The following is a 19,011-nucleotide window of genomic DNA, read 5'->3' as shown; positions in this document are numbered from 1 at the left end:
CGCCGTACGCGGGCGGGTCGGGCACGGGCGCGCCGGGCAGGTGCGGGGCGAACACCCGGCGGCCGACGGTCCGGCGCGGTCGGGCACGGGCGGCCGGGGGCGTCACGGTCCGGGGTCCGGCCGCCCCTGGCGCGGCAGTTCGAGCGCGACGGCCGCCGCCGAGTCGCAGTACTCCCGCACCGCACTCGTCCGTGCCACCACCCTGCCCCGGTGCACGACGATCCTGCTGTAAGCGAGGGACAGCACACCCGAGAGCTCCTGGCCGCGCACCGCGAGCAGTTCGGCGGGGAAGCCCGCCTCCACCCGCACCTCGGGCAGCCCCATCGCCTGCCGCGCGGCCGTGCTGACCGCGCCGTACGCCTCCGTGACGCGCAGCCCGTCCTGCGAGGCCAGCAGGAACGCGGCCTCCAGCGGGTCCGCGCGCCCCACCGGGTTCGCCGCGTCACGCATCGCCCCGCTGCCCGCCGCGACCCGTACTCCGGCCGCGCGCAGCAGACGGGCCGGGGCACTGCCGCGCTGCTCCGCGCCCGTGCAGCCCCCCTGCGGCAGACAGACCACCGTCACGCCGGCCGCCGCCATATGGTCCGCGGTACGGGAGGCGATCTCGGCGGGCAGCCGGGCCAGGCCCGCGCACGGCCCGATCGAAACCCCTGGTCGCAGGCCGCCCGCCATGGCCGCGAGGCGGGCCAGGCGCGCAGGGTCGTCACCGTCCGTGTGCAGATCGACGGGGCAGCCGTGCTCCGCGGCGACCTCGAGCACCGCTTCCGTGTAGCCGGTCGGATCCGGATCCAGGTCCGGGCACCCGCCCACCACCGACGCCCCCATCTTCATCGCGTCGCGCAGCATCGCGAGCCCGTCGGCTCCGGCCACGCCCGTGAGCAGCCGCGGCATGGCGACCGTGCTCAGCTCGGCCAGCCCGCGCAGCGAACGGCGCGCCTGCAGCACGGCTTCCAGGGAGTCGAGGCCCTGCACATCGCCGATCCGTACGTGCGAGCGCAGCGCGGTCGCACCATGACCGAGCTGCAGCAGCGCGGCCTCGGTGGCGCGCCGCTGGACCTCCTCGACGGCGTACGACACGGGCCCATCGGACGTCGGCGCGGTGAGCGCCGTGTCGCCGTGGGCATGGGGTTCCGCGGGCGCGGGCAGCAGCAGGAACCCGTTGAGATCCACGCGTGCGGAATGTGCCTTCGGTGCCGCGGCGAGGCTTCCGGCGGTGCCGACGGCCTCGATACGGCTGCCGCTCAGCCGGACGTCCACGGTCCGGCCGTCGGTGAGTCGGGCGCCGCACAGGAGCAGCGCCGTGGTGTCGGCGGTGGCGCCGTCGGGTGGCTGCGCCTGGCTGTCGGGCATCGCGCTCCTGGGTGGCGGGGGACGAGCGGCCCGGACCGTGACCCGGACCGGTCCCGGGACGATCAAGATCACCCGGCGTGGGTCGAGCCTAGGGGCGTGCGGAGCGCGCATCGAGGAGGAGCGCAATAGTCGTACCGGGGTGGCCACGAGTGGCGTACGGGGCCGAGGCGGCGACCCTTCCCATCCTTGCCACAGGGCGCTCCCCACCTGCGCCGCATCCGTGCCGCACGTTCGCTCCCGAAGGCACCGAACGTGGCCCGTAAACGGATTTGGGCGAACGGCGACCGACCGTGTAATGTCTTCATCGCTCGCCCCAATAGCTCAGTCGGCAGAGCGTCTCCATGGTAAGGAGAAGGTCTACGGTTCGATTCCGTATTGGGGCTCTGATGTTGGAAGATCCTCGCCTTCGGGCGAGGTGAATCCCGCATCGAAGCGGTGTAGCTCAGTCGGTAGAGCAAGCGGCTCATAATCGCTGTGTCACCGGTTCAAGTCCGGTCACCGCTACACACAGTAGCCGATTGTGGGGTCGGTCCTTCGATCGGCTACTCTTTTTTGCGTTCATCCGTCCATCCGTCCGTCAAGGAGCACTCACGTGGCTGCCACCGACGTCCGCCCGAAGATCACGCTGGCCTGCGTGGAGTGCAAGGAGCGGAACTACATCACCAAGAAGAACCGGCGCAACAACCCGGACCGTCTTGAGATGAAGAAGCACTGCCCTCGCTGCAACGCGCACACCGCACACCGCGAGACGCGCTGAATCAGGCTCGAACACGAGGCCGTCCCCACCACGGGGGCGGCCTCGCGTCGTTTGATCCGGAATCCGGCAGGTGGTCCGCCGCGCGGCGGATGCCCCGCATCCGGCAGTGTTCAGAAAAGCAACAGACCCAGGAGGTGCCGAGTCCATGGCGCTCGACCAGTCCTTCGTCGGGCGGACCTATCCGCCCACCCCGCCGTACGAGGTCGGCCGGGAAAAGATCAGGGAGTTCGCGGAGGCGGTGGGCGACGCGAATCCGGCCTACACCGATCCCGATGCCGCCAAGCAGCTCGGCCACTCCGATGTGATCGCCCCGCCGACTTTTGTGTTCGCGATCACTTTCAAGGCCGCGGGAGAGGTCATTGCCGACCCGCAACTCGGCCTGGACTACAGCCGCGTGGTGCACGGCGACCAGAAGTTCGCATACCGCCGTCCGGTGCGGGCGGGGGACCGGCTCTCGGTCACCTCGACCATCGAGGCGATCAAGTCCATGGCGGGGAACGACATCCTGGACGTCCGCGGTGAGGTGCACGACGAGGCCGGTGAGCTCGTCGTGACCGCCTGGACCAAGCTGGTGGCGCGCGGCGCCGAGGAGGCGTGATGGCAGCGAAGATCGCATACGCGGACGTGGAGGTCGGCACCGAACTCCCGGCGCAGAGCTTCCCGGTGACCCGGGCGACCCTGGTGCAGTACGCGGGCGCTTCCGGCGACTTCAACCCGATCCACTGGAACGAGAAGTTCGCCAGGGGGGTCGGGCTGCCGGACGTCATCGCCCACGGCATGTTCACCATGGCCGAGGCGGCGCGCGTGGTGACCGACTGGGTGGGCGACCCGGGAGCGGTCGTCGAGTACGGCGTCCGGTTCACCAAGCCCGTGGTCGTCCCCAATGACGACGAGGGTGCGGTCGTCGAGGTCAGCGGCAAGGTCGCGGCAAAGCTCGACGACAACCAGGTGCGGGTCGACCTGACGGCGTTGTCCGCCGGGCAGAAGGTGCTGGGTATGTCGCGGGCGGTCGTACGGCTGGCCTGACGTGCCGCTGGCGCGAGTGCCCGGGCCATCGCAGGCACGGGGGAGGGGCGCGGCCCGGTCGCTGCGCCCCTCGACCGCTGACTGTCCCCCGCCGCTTGCCGGCGGCTCTGTTCCACCCCGTCGCCCTCACCCCGTCACCGGCCGCCGTCGCTCCGCCCGTCACTCCGCCGTTGACTAAGTTAGTGATTGGCCACTAACTTAGCTCCCATGGTCCGGATGAGTGCAGACGAGCGGCGTGAGAGCGTCATCCGTGCGGCGATTTCGGAGTTCGCGCACGGCGGTTACAGCGGTACGTCCACCGAGGCGATCGCCAAACGGGTGGGGGTCTCCCAGCCGTACCTCTTTCGGCTCTTCCCGGGAAAGAAGGCGATCTTCCTCGCGGCCGCCGAGCGCTGTATGACGGAGATGCGTCAGGTGTTCGAGGAGGCGAGCAGGGGGCTGGAGGGCGACGAGGCCCTGCACGCGATGGCCGGTGCGTACACCCGGATCATCGATCAGCAGCCCGAACGGCTGCTGATGCAGATGCAGACCTATGTCGCCGTGGCCGCCGCAGAGGCGGCCGGTGACCGTGAATTCGGCGCAACGGTACGCGCCGCGTGGCTGGAGCTCTGGGAGGCGGCCCATCTGCCTCTCGGTGCGGACGTCCACGAGACCACCCAGTTCATGGCGTACGGGATGCTCATCAACACGCTTGTCTCCATGGGCTTCCCGGCCGGCCACCGGGTCTGGGAGGGCTTCTACGCCTCCGCCCGGCGCCCCGGCGTGCAGGAGTCGTAGTCCGGCAGGAGCAGGGGTTCCGGTCGGAAGCGTCCGGCTCGAACCCGGTCCTGCCATGGCCCAAAAAGTTAGTCATCAATAACTAACCAAGCAGGGGAGAGGGATGAATCAGCAAACAGCCCGTGGCAACGGCTCCGCCGTCTGGGCCCTCGTCATCACCAGCGTCGCCGGATTCATGGCGGCCCTCGACAACCTCGTCGTCACCACCGCGCTGCCCTCGATCCGGGCAGACCTCGGCGGCGGCCTGGAGGACCTCGAGTGGACGGTGAGCGCCTACACACTCACCTTCGCCGTCCTGCTCATGTTCGGTGCTGCGCTGGGCGACCGCTTCGGGCGCCGTCGGCTCTTCATGGCCGGGCTGGCCGTCTTCACCGCAGCCTCCGCCGCGGCAGCACTCGCTCCGGGCATCGACTCGCTCATCGCGGCGCGCGCCGTGCAGGGAGTCGGCGCCGCCGTGATGATGCCGCTGACACTGACCCTGCTCACGGCAGCCGTTCCCCTCGCCAGGCGCGGTGCCGCACTCGGCATCTTCAGCGCCGTCACCGGCCTTGCGGTGGCCAGCGGCCCGCTGATCGGCGGCAGCCTCACGGAGCACATCTCCTGGCAGTGGATCTTCTGGCTCAATGTGCCGGTCGGCCTCGTGCTGCTGCCGCTGGCGCGGCTGCGCCTGAAGGAGTCGACCGCCCCGGACGCCCGGCTCGACGTGCCCGGCACCCTCCTCGTCAGCGCCGGGCTCTTCGGCATCGTCTACGCCCTGGTCAACGCCCAGGCCGACGGGTGGACCAGCGCGCCGATCCTGGGCGGCCTGATCGTCGGCACTCTGCTGATCCTGGCGTTCGTACGCCACGGCATGGTCGCCGGGAACCCCATGCTTCCGATGCGCCTCTTCCGCAGCCGCGCCTTTCTGGGGATCAATGTCGCGAGCCTCCTGATGTTCCTGGGCATGTTCGGGTCGATCTTCCTGCTGAGCCAGTTCCTCCAGGGGGTGGCCGGTTACTCGCCCACCGAGGCGGGGCTGCGGATGCTGCCCTGGACGGGCATGCCGTTGCTCGTCGCCCCCATTGCCGGCTATCTGTCCGACAGGATCGGCGGCCGTCCGGTGATCGTCACCGGCCTCGCCCTGCAGGCGGCCGGGCTCGCCTTCTTCGCCGCGGTCCTCGAGCCGGGTGTGTCGTACGTGTCCCAGCTGCCCGGTCTGGTGCTGGGCGGCATCGGTATGGCCCTCTACTTCGCTCCGGCGGCCAGCGTGGTCATGTCCAGCGTGCGACCGGACGAACAGGGCATCGCCTCCGGTGCCAACAACGCGCTGCGCGAGGTCGGCGGAGCTCTCGGTGTCGCGGTGCTGGGTGCGGTCTTCGCGGCACAGGGCGGATACACGAGCCCGGACGCCTTCGCCGACGGCACCGTCCCGGCGCTGTGGATCGGGGCCGGCGCAGTGGCCGCGGCCGCACTCGCCGCGCTGCTGATACCCGGGCGCAGGCCAAAGACCGAGGGCCCTTCGCCCGAGGCGATGCAGGAAGGGAAGCCGGAGCTCGCGACGGCCTGATGGCACGCGTCTGCGCATCGGGTCCGCGGCCCCGCCCGGGTGGCCGGGCCGCGGACCGTACTCTTGTCCCCGTGCAGGAACTCCATGACGCCCCCCTCGCCCCGCTGACCACCTTCCGCCTGGGCGGACCCGCCGCACGCCTGGTGACCGCCACCCGCGACGACGAGGTGATCGCCGCCGTGCGGGCGGCCGACGACGCCGGGACACCGCTGCTGATCATCGGAGGCGGCAGCAATCTGGTGATCGGGGACAAGGGGTTCGACGGTACGGCCCTGCGGATCGCCACGACCGGTTTCGAGCTGGACGGTACGACGCTGGAGCTGGCTGCGGGTGAGGTCTGGGACGAGGCCGTCGCCCGGACCGTCGGGGCAGGTCTGGCCGGGCTCGAATGCCTGTCCGGTATCCCCGGTTCGGCAGGCGCCACCCCGATCCAGAACGTCGGGGCGTACGGGCAGGAGGTCTCCTCGACGATCACCGAGGTCGTGGCGTACGACCGGCGCAGCGGCGGGACGGTGACGATTCCGAACGCCGAATGCGGCTTCTCCTACCGCCACAGCCGTTTCAAGGCCGACCCGGACCGCTACGTCGTGCTGCGCGTCCGGTTCGAGCTGGAGGAGGCGGGCGGCCTGTCCGCGCCGATCAAGTACCCCGAGACCGCCCGGGCGCTCGGCGTCGCGGCGGAGGACCGGGTCCCGGCGGCGGTCGCGCGCGAGACCGTGCTCAAGCTGCGTACCGGCAAGGGCATGGTCCTCGACCCCGAGGACCACGACACGTGGTCGGCCGGGTCGTTCTTCACCAATCCGATCCTGACCGCGGCCGAGTACGAGGACTTCCTCACGCGTGTGCGTGACCGCCTCGGTGACGGCGCGATGCCGCCCGCGTACCCCGCGGGCGACGGGCACACCAAGACCTCCGCCGCCTGGCTCATCGACAGGGCGGGCTTCGCCAAGGGATACGGGGACGGCCCCGCCCGGATCTCCACCAAGCACACGCTCGCGCTCACCAACCGGGGCGAGGCCACCACCGAGGACCTGCTGGCTCTCGCCCGCGAGGTCGTCGCGGGCGTCCGCGACGCCTTCGGGGTCACCCTCGTCAACGAGCCGGTGACGGTCGGTGTGAGCCTCTGACCGTGGCCTGGCGGATGGGCTGCCGTTGCAGCCCTCCGAGCTGCGCCGAAGCGGCGGTGCCGGTCGGTGCCGTCCCTCCGAGCGCGTCGGCGCGCGATGCGGGTACAGGGCATCGGCGCTCAGTACGCCACTGACACCGGCTGCTTCACCGTCGCCCGGTCCGCCGTCGCTGCGAGCATTGCGTGGGCGACGTCCACACGGGAGATCTCGGCGGCGCCGCGCGGACTCGTGCCCGCCGTGCGGCAGGTCCCGCCACGACGACGCAGTGCGGGACACGGGCACCGGACCGCACACGCCCATCGAGAACCTCGACGCCTGGATGCGGGCCGAACGGGACGCGGACCGCACCGCTCCCAGGCGTGTCCGCCCTGCGCCCACTTCCGCCGCCCTGGCGTCACGGCCCCGTCAGCCAGTCGTCGATCCCGGCCAGCAGCTTCGCCCGCACGGGGTCGGGCGCCACGGAGGCGCGCACCGACTGCCGGGCAAGCTCGGCCAGCTCCGCGTCCGTGAAGCCGTGGTGGCGTCTGGCGATCTCGTACTGCGCCGCGAGCCGCGCCCCGAACAGGAGGGGATCGTCCGCGCTCAGCGCCATCGGCACTCCCGCGTCCCACAGTGTCCGCAGTGGTACGTCCTCGGGCTTCTCGTACACGCCGAGCGCCACGTTGGACGCCGGGCAGACCTCGCACGTCACGGCGCGGTCGGCCAGTCTGCGCAGCAGCCGCGGGTCCTCCGCGGCCCGCACGCCGTGCCCGATCCGTGTGGCATGGAGGTCGTCGAGGCAGTCCCGGACCGAAGAGGGCCCGGTCAGCTCACCGCCGTGCGGCGCCGCCAGCAGCCCGCCCTCGCGCGCGATGGCGAACGCCCGGTCGAACTCGCGCGCCATGCCGCGCCGCTCGTCGTTGGAAAGCCCGAAGCCGACCACTCCCCGGTCCGCGTAGCGCACGGCGAGCCGGGCGAGGGTGCGCGCTTCCAGCGGGTGCTTCATCCGGTTGGCGGCGACCAGCACCCGTATCCCCAGGCCGGTCTCGCGCGCCGCGTCGTCCACCGCGTCCAGGATGATCTCCAGCGCGGGGATCAGCCCGCCGAGCAGCGGGGCGTACGACGTCGGGTCGACCTGGATCTCCAGCCAGCCGGAACCGTCCCTGACATCCTCCTGGGCCGTCTCCCTGACCAGGCGTTGGATGTCCTCGGGAGCGCGCAGACACGACCGTGCGATGTCGTAGAGACGCTGGAAGCGGAACCAGCCGCGCTCATCCGTCGCCCGTAGCTTCGGCGGCTCGCCGCCGGTGAGGGCGTCGGGGAGGTGGACTCCGTACTTGTCGGCGAGTTCGAGCAGGGTTGCGGGCCGCATCGAGCCGGTGAAGTGCAGATGCAGATGGGCCTTGGGCAGCAGGCTGAGATCGCGGACTTGCTCCATTCAAGGATCTTGCCGCAGAGGTCGCCCCGACGGCAGCCCCTTTCCCCGATCGGGTCCTTGCCCGAACGAAGAAACGGGCTCCCGGCCGAGGTCCCCCGGGCCGCGTCGGCGGCTGCGGGGGAATGCCGGGAGCCCGTCCCCGAATGTCTTCGGAAAAGCGGAAGCGGAACCTCAGTCCCGGGCCTCCGCGAGCAGCTTCTGGATCCGGGAGACACCCTCGACCAGGTCCTCGTCGCCCAGCGCGTAGGACAGCCGCAGATAGCCCGGGGTGCCGAACGCCTCACCCGGTACGACCGCGACCTCGGCCTCGTCCAGGATCAGCGCGGCCAGCTCGACCGACGTCGCCGGACGCTTGCCGCGGATCTCCTTGCCCAGCAGACCCTTCACCGTCGGGTACGCGTAGAAGGCGCCCTCCGGCTCGGGGCAGACCACGCCGTCGATCTCGTTGAGCATCCGCACGATGGTCTGGCGACGGCGGTCGAAGGCCTCACGCATCTTCGCGACCGCGTCCAGGCTCCCGGAGACGGCGGCGAGGGCGGCGACCTGGGCCACGTTCGAGACGTTGGACGTGGCGTGCGACTGCAGGTTGGTCGCGGCCTTGACGACGTCCTTCGGGCCCACGATCCAGCCCACCCGCCAGCCGGTCATCGCGTACGTCTTGGCGACACCGTTCACGACGATGCACTTGTCGCGCAGCTCGGGCACGAGGGCCGGCAGCGAGGTGAACTTCGCGTCGCCGTAGACGAGGTGCTCGTAGATCTCGTCGGTCAGCACCCACAGGCCGTGCTCCAGCGCCCAGCGGCCGATCGCCTCGGCGTCCGCCTCGCTGTACACGGCTCCGGTCGGGTTCGACGGGGAGACGAAGAGGACCACCTTGGTCCGCTCCGTGCGCGCCGCCTCGAGCTGCTCCACCGACACCCGGTAGCCGGTGGTCTCGTCGGCGACGACCTCGACCGGGACGCCGCCCGCGAGGCGGATCGACTCGGGGTACGTCGTCCAATAAGGGGCGGGGACGATGACCTCGTCACCCGGGTCCAGGATCGCGGCGAAGGCCTCGTAGATCGCCTGCTTGCCGCCGTTGGTCACCAGAACCTGGGCGGGGTCGACCTCGTAGCCGGAATCGCGCAGGGTCTTCTCCGCGATGGCCTTCTTCAGCTCGGGGAGGCCGCCGGCCGGGGTGTAGCGGTGGTACTTGGGGTTCTTGCAGGCCTCGATCGCGGCCTCGACGATGTAGTCGGGCGTCGGGAAGTCGGGCTCGCCCGCGCCGAAGCCGATCACCGGACGGCCGGCGGCCTTGAGGGCCTTGGCCTTGGCGTCGACGGCGAGGGTCGCGGACTCGGAGATCGCGCCGATACGGGCTGAGACCCGGCGCTCGGTGGGAGGGGTTGCAGCGCTCATGAAGCCCATCGTCCCATCCCCCGCCCGGCGCGGGCACAAGGGTTTCGAGGGGCGGACAGGGGGCGCACAGGAGCTGGACGGCCTCCGGACGGGCGCCGGGCGACCCCCGGAGCGGAACGTTCCGGGGCATGACAGGGCACGGTGCCGGAGCCGTTCAGAGCCCTGTCGGAACACGGACAGGAACCGTCGCGGAGCTATCTGTTCGACGCATGGCCTCTGACCACGTACACTCTTGGCTCGTTGGCCCTCACCGACCACCTCCGCCCATGGGGTAGGTTTGGAGAGAACCACAAAGGGTCGTAGCTCAATTGGTAGAGCACTGGTCTCCAAAACCAGCGGTTGGGGGTTCAAGTCCCTCCGGCCCTGCTACACACACCTTCGCCAGGATGTGTGCGCAGGTACGTACTTCGATGCACCGCCGTGCGGCTCAACCGGGCGCGGCACGGCCATGACCCGGAATCAGGTGAGAGACGTGACGGACGCCGTGGGCTCCATCGACATGCCTGATGCCGAGGATGAGGCACCCGACACCCGGAAGAAGACCCGGAAGGGCGGCAAGCGCGGGAAGAAGGGCCCCCTGGGGCGCCTCGCGCTGTTCTACCGTCAGATCGTCGCCGAGCTGCGCAAGGTCGTCTGGCCGACGCGCAACCAGCTGACGACGTACACCACAGTGGTGATTGTCTTCGTTGTCATCATGATCGGCCTTGTGACTGTGATGGACTATGGCCTCCAGGAAGCAGTCAAGTACGTCTTCGGCTGATCCCGCGGAGGGCGCCTCACCCGGCGCCCCTTTCGCATGTTCCACCCCATCTGTATCCAGGAAGAAGCAGCCACCGTGTCTGACCCGAACCTGAACGACGCCGTTGAGCCGCGCGTAGATGCAGCGGAGTCCACTGAGGACCAGCTCGACATCGTCGAGGCGGCGGACGCTGTGGACCCGGACCAGGCAGACGCTGCCGACGCCGCTGCGGGTGAGCCGGCCGAGGAGGCCGCGATGCACCTCGAGGCCGAGGCCGTCGCCGAGGTCGACGAGGACGCGGAAGCCGCCGAGGACGTCGCCGCCGAAGCCGCCGAGGACGCGGAAGCCGTCGACGAGGCGGACGCCGAGCCCGAGGCCGAGCCCGAGGCTCCCGCCGACCCGATCGCCGCGCTGCGCGACGAGCTGCGTGGTCTGCCCGGCGAGTGGTACGTGATCCACACCTACGCGGGCTACGAGAAGCGCGTGAAGGCCAATCTGGAGCAGCGCGCCGTCTCGCTGAACGTCGAGGAATTCATCTACCAGGCCGAGGTCCCCGAGGAAGAGATCGTCCAGATCAAGAACGGCGAGCGCAAGAACGTCCGGCAGAACAAGCTGCCCGGCTATGTGCTCGTACGTATGGATCTGACGAACGAGTCCTGGGGCGTCGTCCGCAACACTCCGGGTGTCACCGGCTTCGTGGGCAACGCCTACGACCCGTACCCGCTGACGCTGGACGAGATCGTCAAGATGCTCGCCCCGGAGGCCGAGGAGAAGGCGGCCCGCGAGGCCGCAGAGGCCGAGGGCAAGCCCGCCCCGGCGCGCAAGGTCGAGGTCCAGGTGCTGGACTTCGAGGTCGGCGACTCGGTCACCGTCACCGACGGCCCGTTCGCCACCCTGCAGGCCACGATCAACGAGATCAACGCCGACTCGAAGAAGGTCAAGGGCCTTGTCGAGATCTTCGGCCGCGAGACTCCGGTCGAGCTGAGCTTCGACCAGATCCAGAAGAACTGACCGACAGGTTTCCGATCAGGTCAGAACGGCCCTTGTGGCTGTTCTGACCTGCTCGGTTTTTGGCCGCGCAGCCATACCCGTTATCGTTGTGCGGTATGCCTCCATCCGGATGATCGGGTGGAAGGCGGAAAACTCTCACTAGGACCCGGAGAGAGCAATGCCTCCCAAGAAGAAGAAGGTCACGGGGCTTATCAAGCTCCAGATCCAGGCCGGTGCGGCCAACCCGGCTCCGCCGGTCGGCCCCGCGCTCGGTCAGCACGGCGTCAACATCATGGAGTTCTGCAAGGCCTACAACGCCGCGACCGAGTCGCAGCGTGGCATGGTCGTGCCGGTGGAGATCACGGTCTACGAGGACCGTTCCTTCACCTTCGTCACCAAGACTCCGCCGGCCGCCAAGCTGATTCTCAAGGCCGCTGGTGTGGACAAGGGCTCCGGCGAGCCGCACAAGACCAAGGTCGCCAAGCTGACGCGCGACCAGGTCCGTGACATCGCCACCACCAAGATGCCCGACCTGAACGCCAACGACCTGGACGCCGCCGAGAAGATCATCGCCGGCACCGCCCGTTCCATGGGCATCACGGTCGAGGGCTGACAGTCCCCGTAAGACCTCAGTGGTAGGGCCGGCGCTGGCCCACACCACAACTCCACACCTGCCATGCGGCGGAGCTGCATGGTGTTACTCCCACAGGAGCAGAAGTGAAGCGCAGCAAGGCTCTCCGCGGCGCGGACGCGAAGGTCGACCGGGAGCGTAACTACGCCCCCCTCGAGGCCGTCCGTCTCGCCAAGGACACCGCCACCACGAAGTTCGACGGCACCGTCGAGGTCGCCTTCCGCCTGGGCGTCGACCCGCGCAAGGCCGACCAGATGGTCCGTGGCACCGTCAACCTTCCGCACGGCACCGGCAAGACCGCCCGGGTCCTGGTCTTCGCGACCGGTGACCGTGCTGCGGCTGCGGAAGCCGCGGGCGCCGACATCGTCGGCTCCGACGAACTGATCGACGAGGTCTCGAAGGGCCGTCTGGACTTCGACGCCGTCGTCGCCACCCCGGACCTCATGGGCAAGGTCGGCCGCCTCGGCCGTGTGCTCGGTCCCCGTGGTCTGATGCCGAACCCGAAGACCGGCACCGTGACCATGGACGTCGCCAAGGCTGTCACCGACATCAAGGGCGGCAAGATCGAGTTCCGCGTCGACAAGCACTCGAACCTGCACTTCATCATCGGCAAGGTCTCCTTCGACGAGACCAAGCTGGTGGAGAACTACGCCGCGGCGCTGGAGGAGATCCTCCGTCTGAAGCCGTCGGCCGCGAAGGGCCGCTACATCAAGAAGGCGACCCTGACCACCACCATGGGTCCCGGCATCCCGCTGGACGCCAACCGCACCCGCAACCTCCTCGTCGAGGAGGACCCGGCAGCTGTCTGACCGGGCCGAGCCTGACGGCTCGCTGCAGGGCTGAGAACGGGCCTTCCACCCTCGCGGGGTGGAAGGCCCGTTTCCGTTGCCCGGGCGCATATTCGTGAGGACTTTTCCGATCTTCGGCTTAAAGTCGTTCGTTCACACAAAAGATCCATCCATGGGGGAGACGTACATGAACAAGGCAGTCCTCATGCGGGCGGGCGCCGCCGTGGTCGGTGCCGCACTGCTCACAGCCTCACTGACCGCCTGCGACGGCGAGGGCGGCAAGGGTGGCGAGGACGGGGCCGAGCAGGGCGCGGCTGCCGCTGCCAAGCCCTCGGACGCCATCAAGGCGTCCTACCTCAAGACCGTGGACGCCAAGTTCGCCACGGTCGATCTGACGACCTCCGAGGCGGACGGCAAGATTAGCCGTCAGGCCGGTGTCAAGGGCTGGTACCCGTCCAGCCAGGACCTGACGATGACCAAGGGCGGCAAGGACACCCGGCTCCTCCAGATCGGCGACGACGTCTACTCCCCGTCGGACAAGGGCGCCACCGGCAAGAAGTGGATGCGGCTCAGCCTCTCGGACGGCGGCAAGCCCGGTGTCTTCCTGAACCAGGATCCGGCCGAGTACCTGGCCATGCTGCTCGACCAGGACAAGCTCCAGCACGTGGGCGCGGAGAAGTCCGGCGCCATCGGCACCGAGCACTACCGGGGCACCTTCACCCTCGCCGAGCTGCTCAGGGCGGACGCCAGGAGCAAGGTCATGCAGGACGACCGGCGCAAGGCGCTCCAGGACGCCCTCGAGAAGGCCCGGATCAAGACGTACAAGATCGACATCTGGATCGGTGAGGACGGCTACCCGGTCCGCCTCGAGGACGCCATGACGGATGAGAAGGGCACGGCGACGACCAAGGCGACGTTCTCGGACTTCGGCCGGGCCCCGGCCGTCAAGGCACCGCCTGCCGACCAGGTGGCCGACTTCGAGGACGTCATGGAGGGCATCGACGAGAAGCTCAAGGAGACCGACGAGATCCTCAAGGGCCTCGACGGTGGCTCCGGCGGCGGTTCCTGATCATCGATTTGCCTGGCGGGGACACCGTCCCGTACTCTTCCACGGAAGCCAAAGACCGCTGGTCGTTGCCGTGCCCTCCGGGGTGTGGCGGCCGAAGGATCCGCTAGCTGCGGACGACCCGCGCAGGTGACTGTGGATGTGCTCCCGGGATTGTGATTCCGGTCGAGCTACGCCCCGTGCGCCTGCGCCGGGGCGTTTCGTTTTGTTCAGTCTCCTTCCTTCAACCGATGCGGTCCTCATCACCCGGAAGGAGGCCGACGCTCTATGGCAAGGCCCGACAAGGCTGCCGCGGTAGCCGAGCTCGCGGACCAGTTCCGCAGCTCGAACGCCGCTGTGCTGACCGAGTACCGGGGTCTCACCGTGGCCCAGCTCAAGCAGCTGCGCCGTTCCCTCGGTGAGAACGCCCAGTACGCCGTGGTGAAGAACACGCTGACCAAGATTGCGGCCAACGAGGCCGGGATCACTGCGCTCGACGACCAGTTCGCTGGTCCGACGGCGGTTGCCTTCATCACCGGTGACCCGGTGGAGTCGGCGAAGGGTCTTCGTGACTTCGCCAAGGAGAACCCCAACCTGATCATCAAGGGCGGTGTCCTTGATGGCAAGGCGCTGTCCGCCGATGAGATCAAGAAGCTTGCGGACCTCGAGTCCCGCGAGGTTCTGCTCGCCAAGCTGGCGGGTGCCTTCAAGGGCAAGCAGACGCAGACTGCTCAGCTCTTCCAGGCGCTTCCGTCGAAGCTCGTCCGCACCGTGGACGCTCTTCGCGCCAAGCAGGCCGAGCAGGGCGGTGCCGAGTAATTCGGCTCGCGCATTGATCCGCGCCGCCTAGAGCGCGGGTCGTAGCGGGCCGTACGCCCGCCGTTATGTACATCCCGGCACCAGCCGAATTAGTGGAAGGATCGCCCATCATGGCGAAGCTCAGCCAGGAAGACCTGCTCGCGCAGTTCGAGGAGATGACCCTCATCGAGCTCTCCGAGTTCGTGAAGGCGTTCGAGGACAAGTTCGACGTCACCGCCGCCGCCGCGGTCGCCGTTGCCGGCCCCGCCGGCCCGGGCGCCGTTGTTGACGCCGTCGAGGAGAAGGACGAGTTCGACGTCATCCTCACCGGCGCCGGCGAGAAGAAGATCCAGGTCATCAAGGTCGTGCGTGAGCTGACCTCCCTGGGCCTCAAGGAGGCCAAGGACCTCGTCGACGGCACCCCGAAGCCGGTCCTCGAGAAGGTCGCCAAGGAGGCCGCGGAGAAGGCTGCCGAGTCCCTCAAGGCTGCCGGCGCCTCCGTCGAGGTCAAGTGACCCCACGGAGTCTCCTGACTCCCGCGCTGTAACGCGTACACACTGAAAGGCGATCACCCAACCGGGTGGTCGCCTTTCGGCTTCCCTGACGCCGCCGGGCGGTCGTCTTGCACTGTCCGCTGCGGAGAGTAAGGTGATCTTCGCCGTGCGCCAGGTGACGATCTCCACCAAGTGGGGGGCCTTGACGAACCGCACGCAGCGCGCAATTCTCAGGACGCGTCGTCACAACGATCCGGGTCCAAGGCATGGATCGACGACCGAACGGGCAGGATCGGTGTGCGCCTCCAGCGCACGGCTACCGCGGAGTTGAGAACAACGAGGGTCCCGGAAAACCCGACCTGGACATCAGTGGGCCAAGTGGCTACACTGACCCTTTGCGCTGCCTGTTAGCTGCCCCCTGCCCGTCACCAGGGGCATACCCTCGCAAGAGCACCGTTGACCGAACATCCCTGACCTGGCCCTTTGGCCAGATCGGGAAGGTCTGTCTCCGTGCCCGGCTTGGGACCGGTACGCGCGTAGTGAGTCCGAGCCCTCGGAAGGACCCCCTCTTGGCCGCCTCGCGCAACGCCTCGACCGCGAATACGAACAACGGCGCAAGCACCGCCCCGCTGCGCATCTCCTTTGCAAAGATCAAGGAGCCCCTCGAGGTTCCGAACCTCCTCGCGCTGCAGACCGAGAGCTTTGACTGGCTGCTCGGCAATGCCGCCTGGAAGGCTCGTGTCGAGGCGGCTCTGGAGTCCGGACAGGACGTCCCCACCAAGTCCGGTCTGGAAGAGATCTTCGAGGAGATCTCGCCGATCGAGGACTTCTCCGGGTCGATGTCGCTGACCTTCCGCGACCACCGCTTCGAGCCCCCGAAGAACTCGATCGACGAGTGCAAGGAGCGCGACTTCACGTACGCCGCGCCGCTCTTCGTCACGGCCGAGTTCACCAACAACGAGACCGGGGAGATCAAGTCCCAGACGGTCTTCATGGGCGACTTCCCGCTCATGACCAACAAGGGCACCTTCGTCATCAACGGCACCGAGCGTGTCGTGGTGTCGCAGCTGGTCCGCTCGCCGGGTGTCTACTTCGACTCCTCCATCGACAAGACGTCCGACAAGGACATCTTCTCCGCCAAGATCATCCCGTCCCGGGGTGCCTGGCTCGAGATGGAGATCGACAAGCGCGACATGGTCGGTGTCCGTATCGACCGCAAGCGCAAGCAGTCCGTCACCGTCCTCCTGAAGGCGCTCGGCTGGACCACCGAGCAGATCCTCGAGGAGTTCGGCGAGTACGAGTCGATGCGCGCCACCCTGGAGAAGGACCACACCCAGGGCCAGGACGACGCGCTGCTCGACATCTACCGCAAGCTGCGCCCGGGCGAGCCCCCGACGCGCGAGGCCGCGCAGACCCTTCTTGAGAACCTGTACTTCAACCCGAAGCGCTACGACCTCGCCAAGGTCGGCCGCTACAAGGTCAACAAGAAGCTCGGCGCGGACGAGCCGCTGGACGCCGGCGTGCTCACCACCGACGACGTCATCGCGACCATCAAGTACCTGGTCAAGCTGCACGCCGGTGAGGTCGAGACGGCCGGCGAGAACGGCACGCAGATCGTCGTCGAGACCGACGACATCGACCACTTCGGCAACCGCCGTCTGCGCAATGTCGGCGAGCTCATCCAGAACCAGGTCCGTACGGGTCTCGCCCGTATGGAGCGCGTCGTGCGCGAGCGCATGACGACCCAGGACGTCGAGGCGATCACGCCGCAGACCCTGATCAACATCCGGCCGGTCGTCGCCTCCATCAAGGAGTTCTTCGGCACCAGCCAGCTGTCCCAGTTCATGGACCAGAACAACCCGCTGTCGGGCCTGACCCACAAGCGCCGTCTGTCGGCGCTGGGCCCCGGTGGTCTGTCCCGTGAGCGGGCCGGCTTCGAGGTCCGAGACGTGCACCCGTCCCACTACGGACGCATGTGCCCGATCGAGACCCCCGAAGGCCCGAACATCGGTCTGATCGGTTCGCTCGCCTCGTACGGCCGCGTCAACGCGTTCGGCTTCGTCGAGACGCCGTACCGCAAGGTCGTCGACGGCCAGGTCACCGACGAGGTTGACTACCTGACCGCCGACGAGGAGGACCGCTTCGTCATCGCGCAGGCCAACGCCGCGCTGGGCGATGATCTGCGCTTCTCCGAGGCCCGTGTGCTCGTGCGCCGTCGTGGCGGCGAGGTCGACTACGTGCCGCCGTCGGACGTGGACTACATGGACGTCTCGCCGCGCCAGATGGTGTCGGTCGCGACCGCCATGATCCCGTTCCTCGAGCACGACGACGCCAACCGTGCCCTCATGGGCGCGAACATGATGCGCCAGGCCGTTCCGCTCATCAAGGCGGAGGCCCCGCTCGTCGGCACCGGCATGGAGTACCGCTGTGCCACCGACGCGGGCGACGTCATCAAGGCGGAGAAGGACGGTGTGATCCAGGAGGTCTCGGCCGACTACGTCACCGTCGCCAACGACGACGGCACGTACACCACGTACCGCATCGCCAAGTTCTCCCGCTCCAACCAGGGCACCTCGGTCAACCAGAAGGTCGTCGTGGCCGAGGGTGACCGCGTCATCGAGGGCCAGGTCCTCGCCGACGGGCCGGCCACCGAGAACGGTGAGATGGCGCTCGGCAAGAACCTGCTCGTGGCGTTCATGCCGTGGGAGGGTCACAACTACGAGGACGCGATCATCCTGTCGCAGCGCCTCGTGCAGGACGACGTCCTCTCCTCGATCCACATCGAGGAGCACGAGGTCGACGCCCGTGACACCAAGCTCGGCCCCGAGGAGATCACCCGGGACATCCCGAACGTCTCCGAGGAGGTCCTCGCGGACCTCGACGAGCGCGGCATCATCCGTATCGGTGCCGAGGTCGTCGCCGGCGACATCCTGGTCGGCAAGGTCACGCCCAAGGGCGAGACCGAGCTGACCCCGGAGGAGCGCCTGCTCCGCGCGATCTTCGGTGAGAAGGCCCGTGAGGTCCGTGACACCTCGCTGAAGGTGCCGCACGGCGAGACCGGCAAGGTCATCGGCGTCCGCGTCTTCGACCGCGAGGAGGGCGACGAGCTTCCCCCCGGTGTGAACCAGCTGGTGCGCGTCTACGTCGCGCAGAAGCGCAAGATCACCGACGGTGACAAGCTCGCCGGCCGTCACGGCAACAAGGGCGTCATCTCCAAGATCCTGCCGATCGAGGACATGCCGTTCCTGGAGGACGGCACCCCGGTCGACATCATCCTGAACCCGCTGGGTGTCCCGTCCCGAATGAACCCGGGACAGGTCCTGGAGATCCACCTCGGCTGGCTCGCCAGCCGCGGCTGGGACGTCTCCGGCCTCGCGGACGAGTGGGCGCAGCGCCTGCAGGCCATCGGCGCCGACCAGGTCGCCCCGGGCACCAACGTCGCGACCCCGGTCTTCGACGGTGCCCGCGAGGACGAGCTGGCCGGTCTGCTGCAGCACACCATCCCGAACCGGGACGGTGACCGCATGGTGCTCCCGACCGGTAAGGCCCGTCTGTTCGACGGCCGCTCCGGTGAGCCGTTCCCGGACCCGATCTCGGTCGGGTACATGTACATCCTCAAGCTGCACCACCTGGTCGACGACAAGCTGCACGCCCGGTCGACCGGTCCGTACTCGATGATCACCCAGCAGCCGCTGGGTGGTAAGGCTCAGTTCGGTGGCCAGCGATTCGGTGAGATGGAGGTGTGGGCGCTGGAGGCTTACGGCGCCGCATACGCCCTCCAGGAGCTGCTGACCATCAAGTCCGACGACGTCACCGGCCGCGTGAAGGTCTACGAGGCCATCGTCAAGGGCGAGAACATCCCCGAGCCCGGCATCCCCGAGTCCTTCAAGGTGCTCATCAAGGAGATGCAGTCCCTGTGCCTCAACGTGGAGGTGCTGTCCTCGGACGGCATGTCCATCGAGATGCGCGACACCGACGAGGACGTCTTCCGCGCCGCGGAGGAGCTCGGTATCGACCTGTCCAGGCGAGAGCCGAGCAGCGTCGAAGAGGTCTGACGGGCCTGGCCGGGGCTCCCACCAGGAACCCCGGCCGTCCCCGGACCCTCCCCCTACGCCCTGCGGGCGTGGA

General features: G+C 68.6%; 17 protein-coding genes and 3 tRNA genes. 17 read left to right on the top strand and 3 right to left on the bottom strand.

Features of this window, described 5'->3' with window-relative positions; translation table 11 throughout:
• Positions 1-102: 102 nt before the first annotated feature.
• Positions 103-1,350 (bottom strand): amidohydrolase family protein, encoded by a 1,248-nt coding sequence (locus AC068D_RS16930; RefSeq protein WP_478823783.1) that lies wholly within the window; start codon positions 1,348-1,350, stop codon positions 103-105.
• A gap of 310 nt (positions 1,351-1,660) precedes the next feature.
• Here AC068D_RS16930 and AC068D_RS16925 point away from each other — a divergent pair.
• From AC068D_RS16925 to AC068D_RS16890, 8 genes are all read left to right on the top strand, one after another.
• A tRNA-Thr gene (locus AC068D_RS16925) sits at positions 1,661-1,733 on the top strand.
• A 48-nt stretch (positions 1,734-1,781) separates the two neighbouring features.
• Positions 1,782-1,854 (top strand) — tRNA-Met (locus tag AC068D_RS16920).
• Positions 1,855-1,942: 88 nt separating this feature from the next.
• Entirely contained in the window at positions 1,943-2,107 is a 165-nt protein-coding gene (gene rpmG / locus AC068D_RS16915; protein ID WP_003948671.1) for a 50S ribosomal protein L33, read from the top strand.
• 145 nt (positions 2,108-2,252) lie between these two features.
• Positions 2,253-2,705: an FAS1-like dehydratase domain-containing protein gene (locus AC068D_RS16910; protein WP_478823782.1), complete on the top strand. Its 453-nt coding sequence runs from the start codon at positions 2,253-2,255 to the stop codon at positions 2,703-2,705.
• Positions 2,705-3,133, top strand: a complete 429-nt coding sequence (locus AC068D_RS16905) for a MaoC family dehydratase (RefSeq protein ID WP_478823781.1) — start codon at positions 2,705-2,707, stop codon at positions 3,131-3,133. Before AC068D_RS16910 ends, AC068D_RS16905 begins: the two co-directional genes overlap by 1 nt.
• A gap of 207 nt (positions 3,134-3,340) precedes the next feature.
• Positions 3,341-3,910 carry a TetR/AcrR family transcriptional regulator gene (locus tag AC068D_RS16900; RefSeq protein WP_478823780.1) on the top strand — a complete coding sequence of 190 codons (570 nt, stop codon included), beginning with the start codon at positions 3,341-3,343 and terminating at the stop codon, positions 3,908-3,910.
• A gap of 103 nt (positions 3,911-4,013) precedes the next feature.
• Complete coding sequence (locus tag AC068D_RS16895) at positions 4,014-5,456, top strand: DHA2 family efflux MFS transporter permease subunit (protein WP_478823779.1); 1,443 nt, start codon at positions 4,014-4,016, stop codon at positions 5,454-5,456.
• A 71-nt stretch (positions 5,457-5,527) separates the two neighbouring features.
• Positions 5,528-6,583 carry a UDP-N-acetylmuramate dehydrogenase gene (locus AC068D_RS16890; protein ID WP_478823778.1) on the top strand — a complete coding sequence of 352 codons (1,056 nt, stop codon included), beginning with the start codon at positions 5,528-5,530 and terminating at the stop codon, positions 6,581-6,583.
• Positions 6,584-6,977: 394 nt separating this feature from the next.
• Here AC068D_RS16890 and AC068D_RS16885 read toward each other — a convergent pair whose 3' ends face one another.
• Complete coding sequence (locus AC068D_RS16885; RefSeq protein WP_478823777.1) at positions 6,978-8,000, bottom strand: adenosine deaminase; 1,023 nt, start codon at positions 7,998-8,000, stop codon at positions 6,978-6,980.
• 171 nt (positions 8,001-8,171) lie between these two features.
• Complete coding sequence (locus AC068D_RS16880) at positions 8,172-9,398, bottom strand: pyridoxal phosphate-dependent aminotransferase (protein WP_478823776.1); 1,227 nt, start codon at positions 9,396-9,398, stop codon at positions 8,172-8,174.
• 293 nt (positions 9,399-9,691) lie between these two features.
• Here AC068D_RS16880 and AC068D_RS16875 point away from each other — a divergent pair.
• From AC068D_RS16875 to rpoB, 9 genes are all read left to right on the top strand, one after another.
• Positions 9,692-9,764: transfer RNA gene (locus AC068D_RS16875), tRNA-Trp, on the top strand.
• A gap of 106 nt (positions 9,765-9,870) precedes the next feature.
• On the top strand, positions 9,871-10,158 hold the full coding sequence (secE, locus tag AC068D_RS16870; RefSeq protein ID WP_478823775.1) for a preprotein translocase subunit SecE: 288 nt from the start codon (positions 9,871-9,873) through the stop codon (positions 10,156-10,158).
• 75 nt (positions 10,159-10,233) lie between these two features.
• On the top strand, positions 10,234-11,148 hold the full coding sequence (gene nusG, locus AC068D_RS16865; RefSeq protein WP_478823774.1) for a transcription termination/antitermination protein NusG: 915 nt from the start codon (positions 10,234-10,236) through the stop codon (positions 11,146-11,148).
• 157 nt (positions 11,149-11,305) lie between these two features.
• Entirely contained in the window at positions 11,306-11,740 is a 435-nt protein-coding gene (rplK, locus tag AC068D_RS16860) for a 50S ribosomal protein L11 (RefSeq protein WP_003956479.1), read from the top strand.
• Between the two features lie 104 nt (positions 11,741-11,844).
• The gene (gene rplA / locus AC068D_RS16855; protein ID WP_478823773.1) at positions 11,845-12,567 is read left to right on the top strand and encodes a 50S ribosomal protein L1; all 723 of its coding nucleotides are present in this window, start codon (positions 11,845-11,847) and stop codon (positions 12,565-12,567) included.
• A 166-nt stretch (positions 12,568-12,733) separates the two neighbouring features.
• The gene (locus AC068D_RS16850; RefSeq protein WP_478823772.1) at positions 12,734-13,615 is read left to right on the top strand and encodes an SCO4651 family lipoprotein; all 882 of its coding nucleotides are present in this window, start codon (positions 12,734-12,736) and stop codon (positions 13,613-13,615) included.
• A gap of 264 nt (positions 13,616-13,879) precedes the next feature.
• Positions 13,880-14,410 (top strand): 50S ribosomal protein L10, encoded by a 531-nt coding sequence (gene rplJ / locus AC068D_RS16845; RefSeq protein WP_478823771.1) that lies wholly within the window; start codon positions 13,880-13,882, stop codon positions 14,408-14,410.
• Positions 14,411-14,520: 110 nt separating this feature from the next.
• Positions 14,521-14,904 (top strand): 50S ribosomal protein L7/L12, encoded by a 384-nt coding sequence (gene rplL / locus AC068D_RS16840; protein ID WP_478823770.1) that lies wholly within the window; start codon positions 14,521-14,523, stop codon positions 14,902-14,904.
• A gap of 548 nt (positions 14,905-15,452) precedes the next feature.
• Positions 15,453-18,938 (top strand): DNA-directed RNA polymerase subunit beta, encoded by a 3,486-nt coding sequence (rpoB, locus tag AC068D_RS16835; RefSeq protein WP_478823769.1) that lies wholly within the window; start codon positions 15,453-15,455, stop codon positions 18,936-18,938.
• Positions 18,939-19,011 lie beyond the last annotated feature (73 nt).

The sequence above is a fragment of the Streptomyces sp. NPDC043861 genome, from assembly GCF_056435905.1.
Note: the sequence above shows the minus strand (reverse complement) of the source record. Positions and strands in the feature narration are given on the sequence as shown.

Excerpts from the sequence above, each read along its gene's own strand:
- AC068D_RS16930 (WP_478823783.1), bottom strand. The coding sequence starts at position 1,350 with ATGCCCGACAGCCAGGCGCAGCCACCCGACGGCGCCACCGCCGACACC.
- AC068D_RS16910 (WP_478823782.1), top strand. The coding sequence starts at position 2,253 with ATGGCGCTCGACCAGTCCTTCGTCGGGCGGACCTATCCGCCCACCCCG.
- AC068D_RS16905 (WP_478823781.1), top strand. The coding sequence starts at position 2,705 with ATGGCAGCGAAGATCGCATACGCGGACGTGGAGGTCGGCACCGAACTC.
- AC068D_RS16900 (WP_478823780.1), top strand. The coding sequence starts at position 3,341 with ATGGTCCGGATGAGTGCAGACGAGCGGCGTGAGAGCGTCATCCGTGCG.
- AC068D_RS16895 (WP_478823779.1), top strand. The coding sequence starts at position 4,014 with ATGAATCAGCAAACAGCCCGTGGCAACGGCTCCGCCGTCTGGGCCCTC.
- AC068D_RS16885 (WP_478823777.1), bottom strand. The coding sequence starts at position 8,000 with ATGGAGCAAGTCCGCGATCTCAGCCTGCTGCCCAAGGCCCATCTGCAT.
- AC068D_RS16880 (WP_478823776.1), bottom strand. The coding sequence starts at position 9,398 with ATGAGCGCTGCAACCCCTCCCACCGAGCGCCGGGTCTCAGCCCGTATC.
- rplK (WP_003956479.1), top strand. The coding sequence starts at position 11,306 with ATGCCTCCCAAGAAGAAGAAGGTCACGGGGCTTATCAAGCTCCAGATC.
- AC068D_RS16850 (WP_478823772.1), top strand. The coding sequence starts at position 12,734 with ATGAACAAGGCAGTCCTCATGCGGGCGGGCGCCGCCGTGGTCGGTGCC.
- rplJ (WP_478823771.1), top strand. The coding sequence starts at position 13,880 with ATGGCAAGGCCCGACAAGGCTGCCGCGGTAGCCGAGCTCGCGGACCAG.
- rplL (WP_478823770.1), top strand. The coding sequence starts at position 14,521 with ATGGCGAAGCTCAGCCAGGAAGACCTGCTCGCGCAGTTCGAGGAGATG.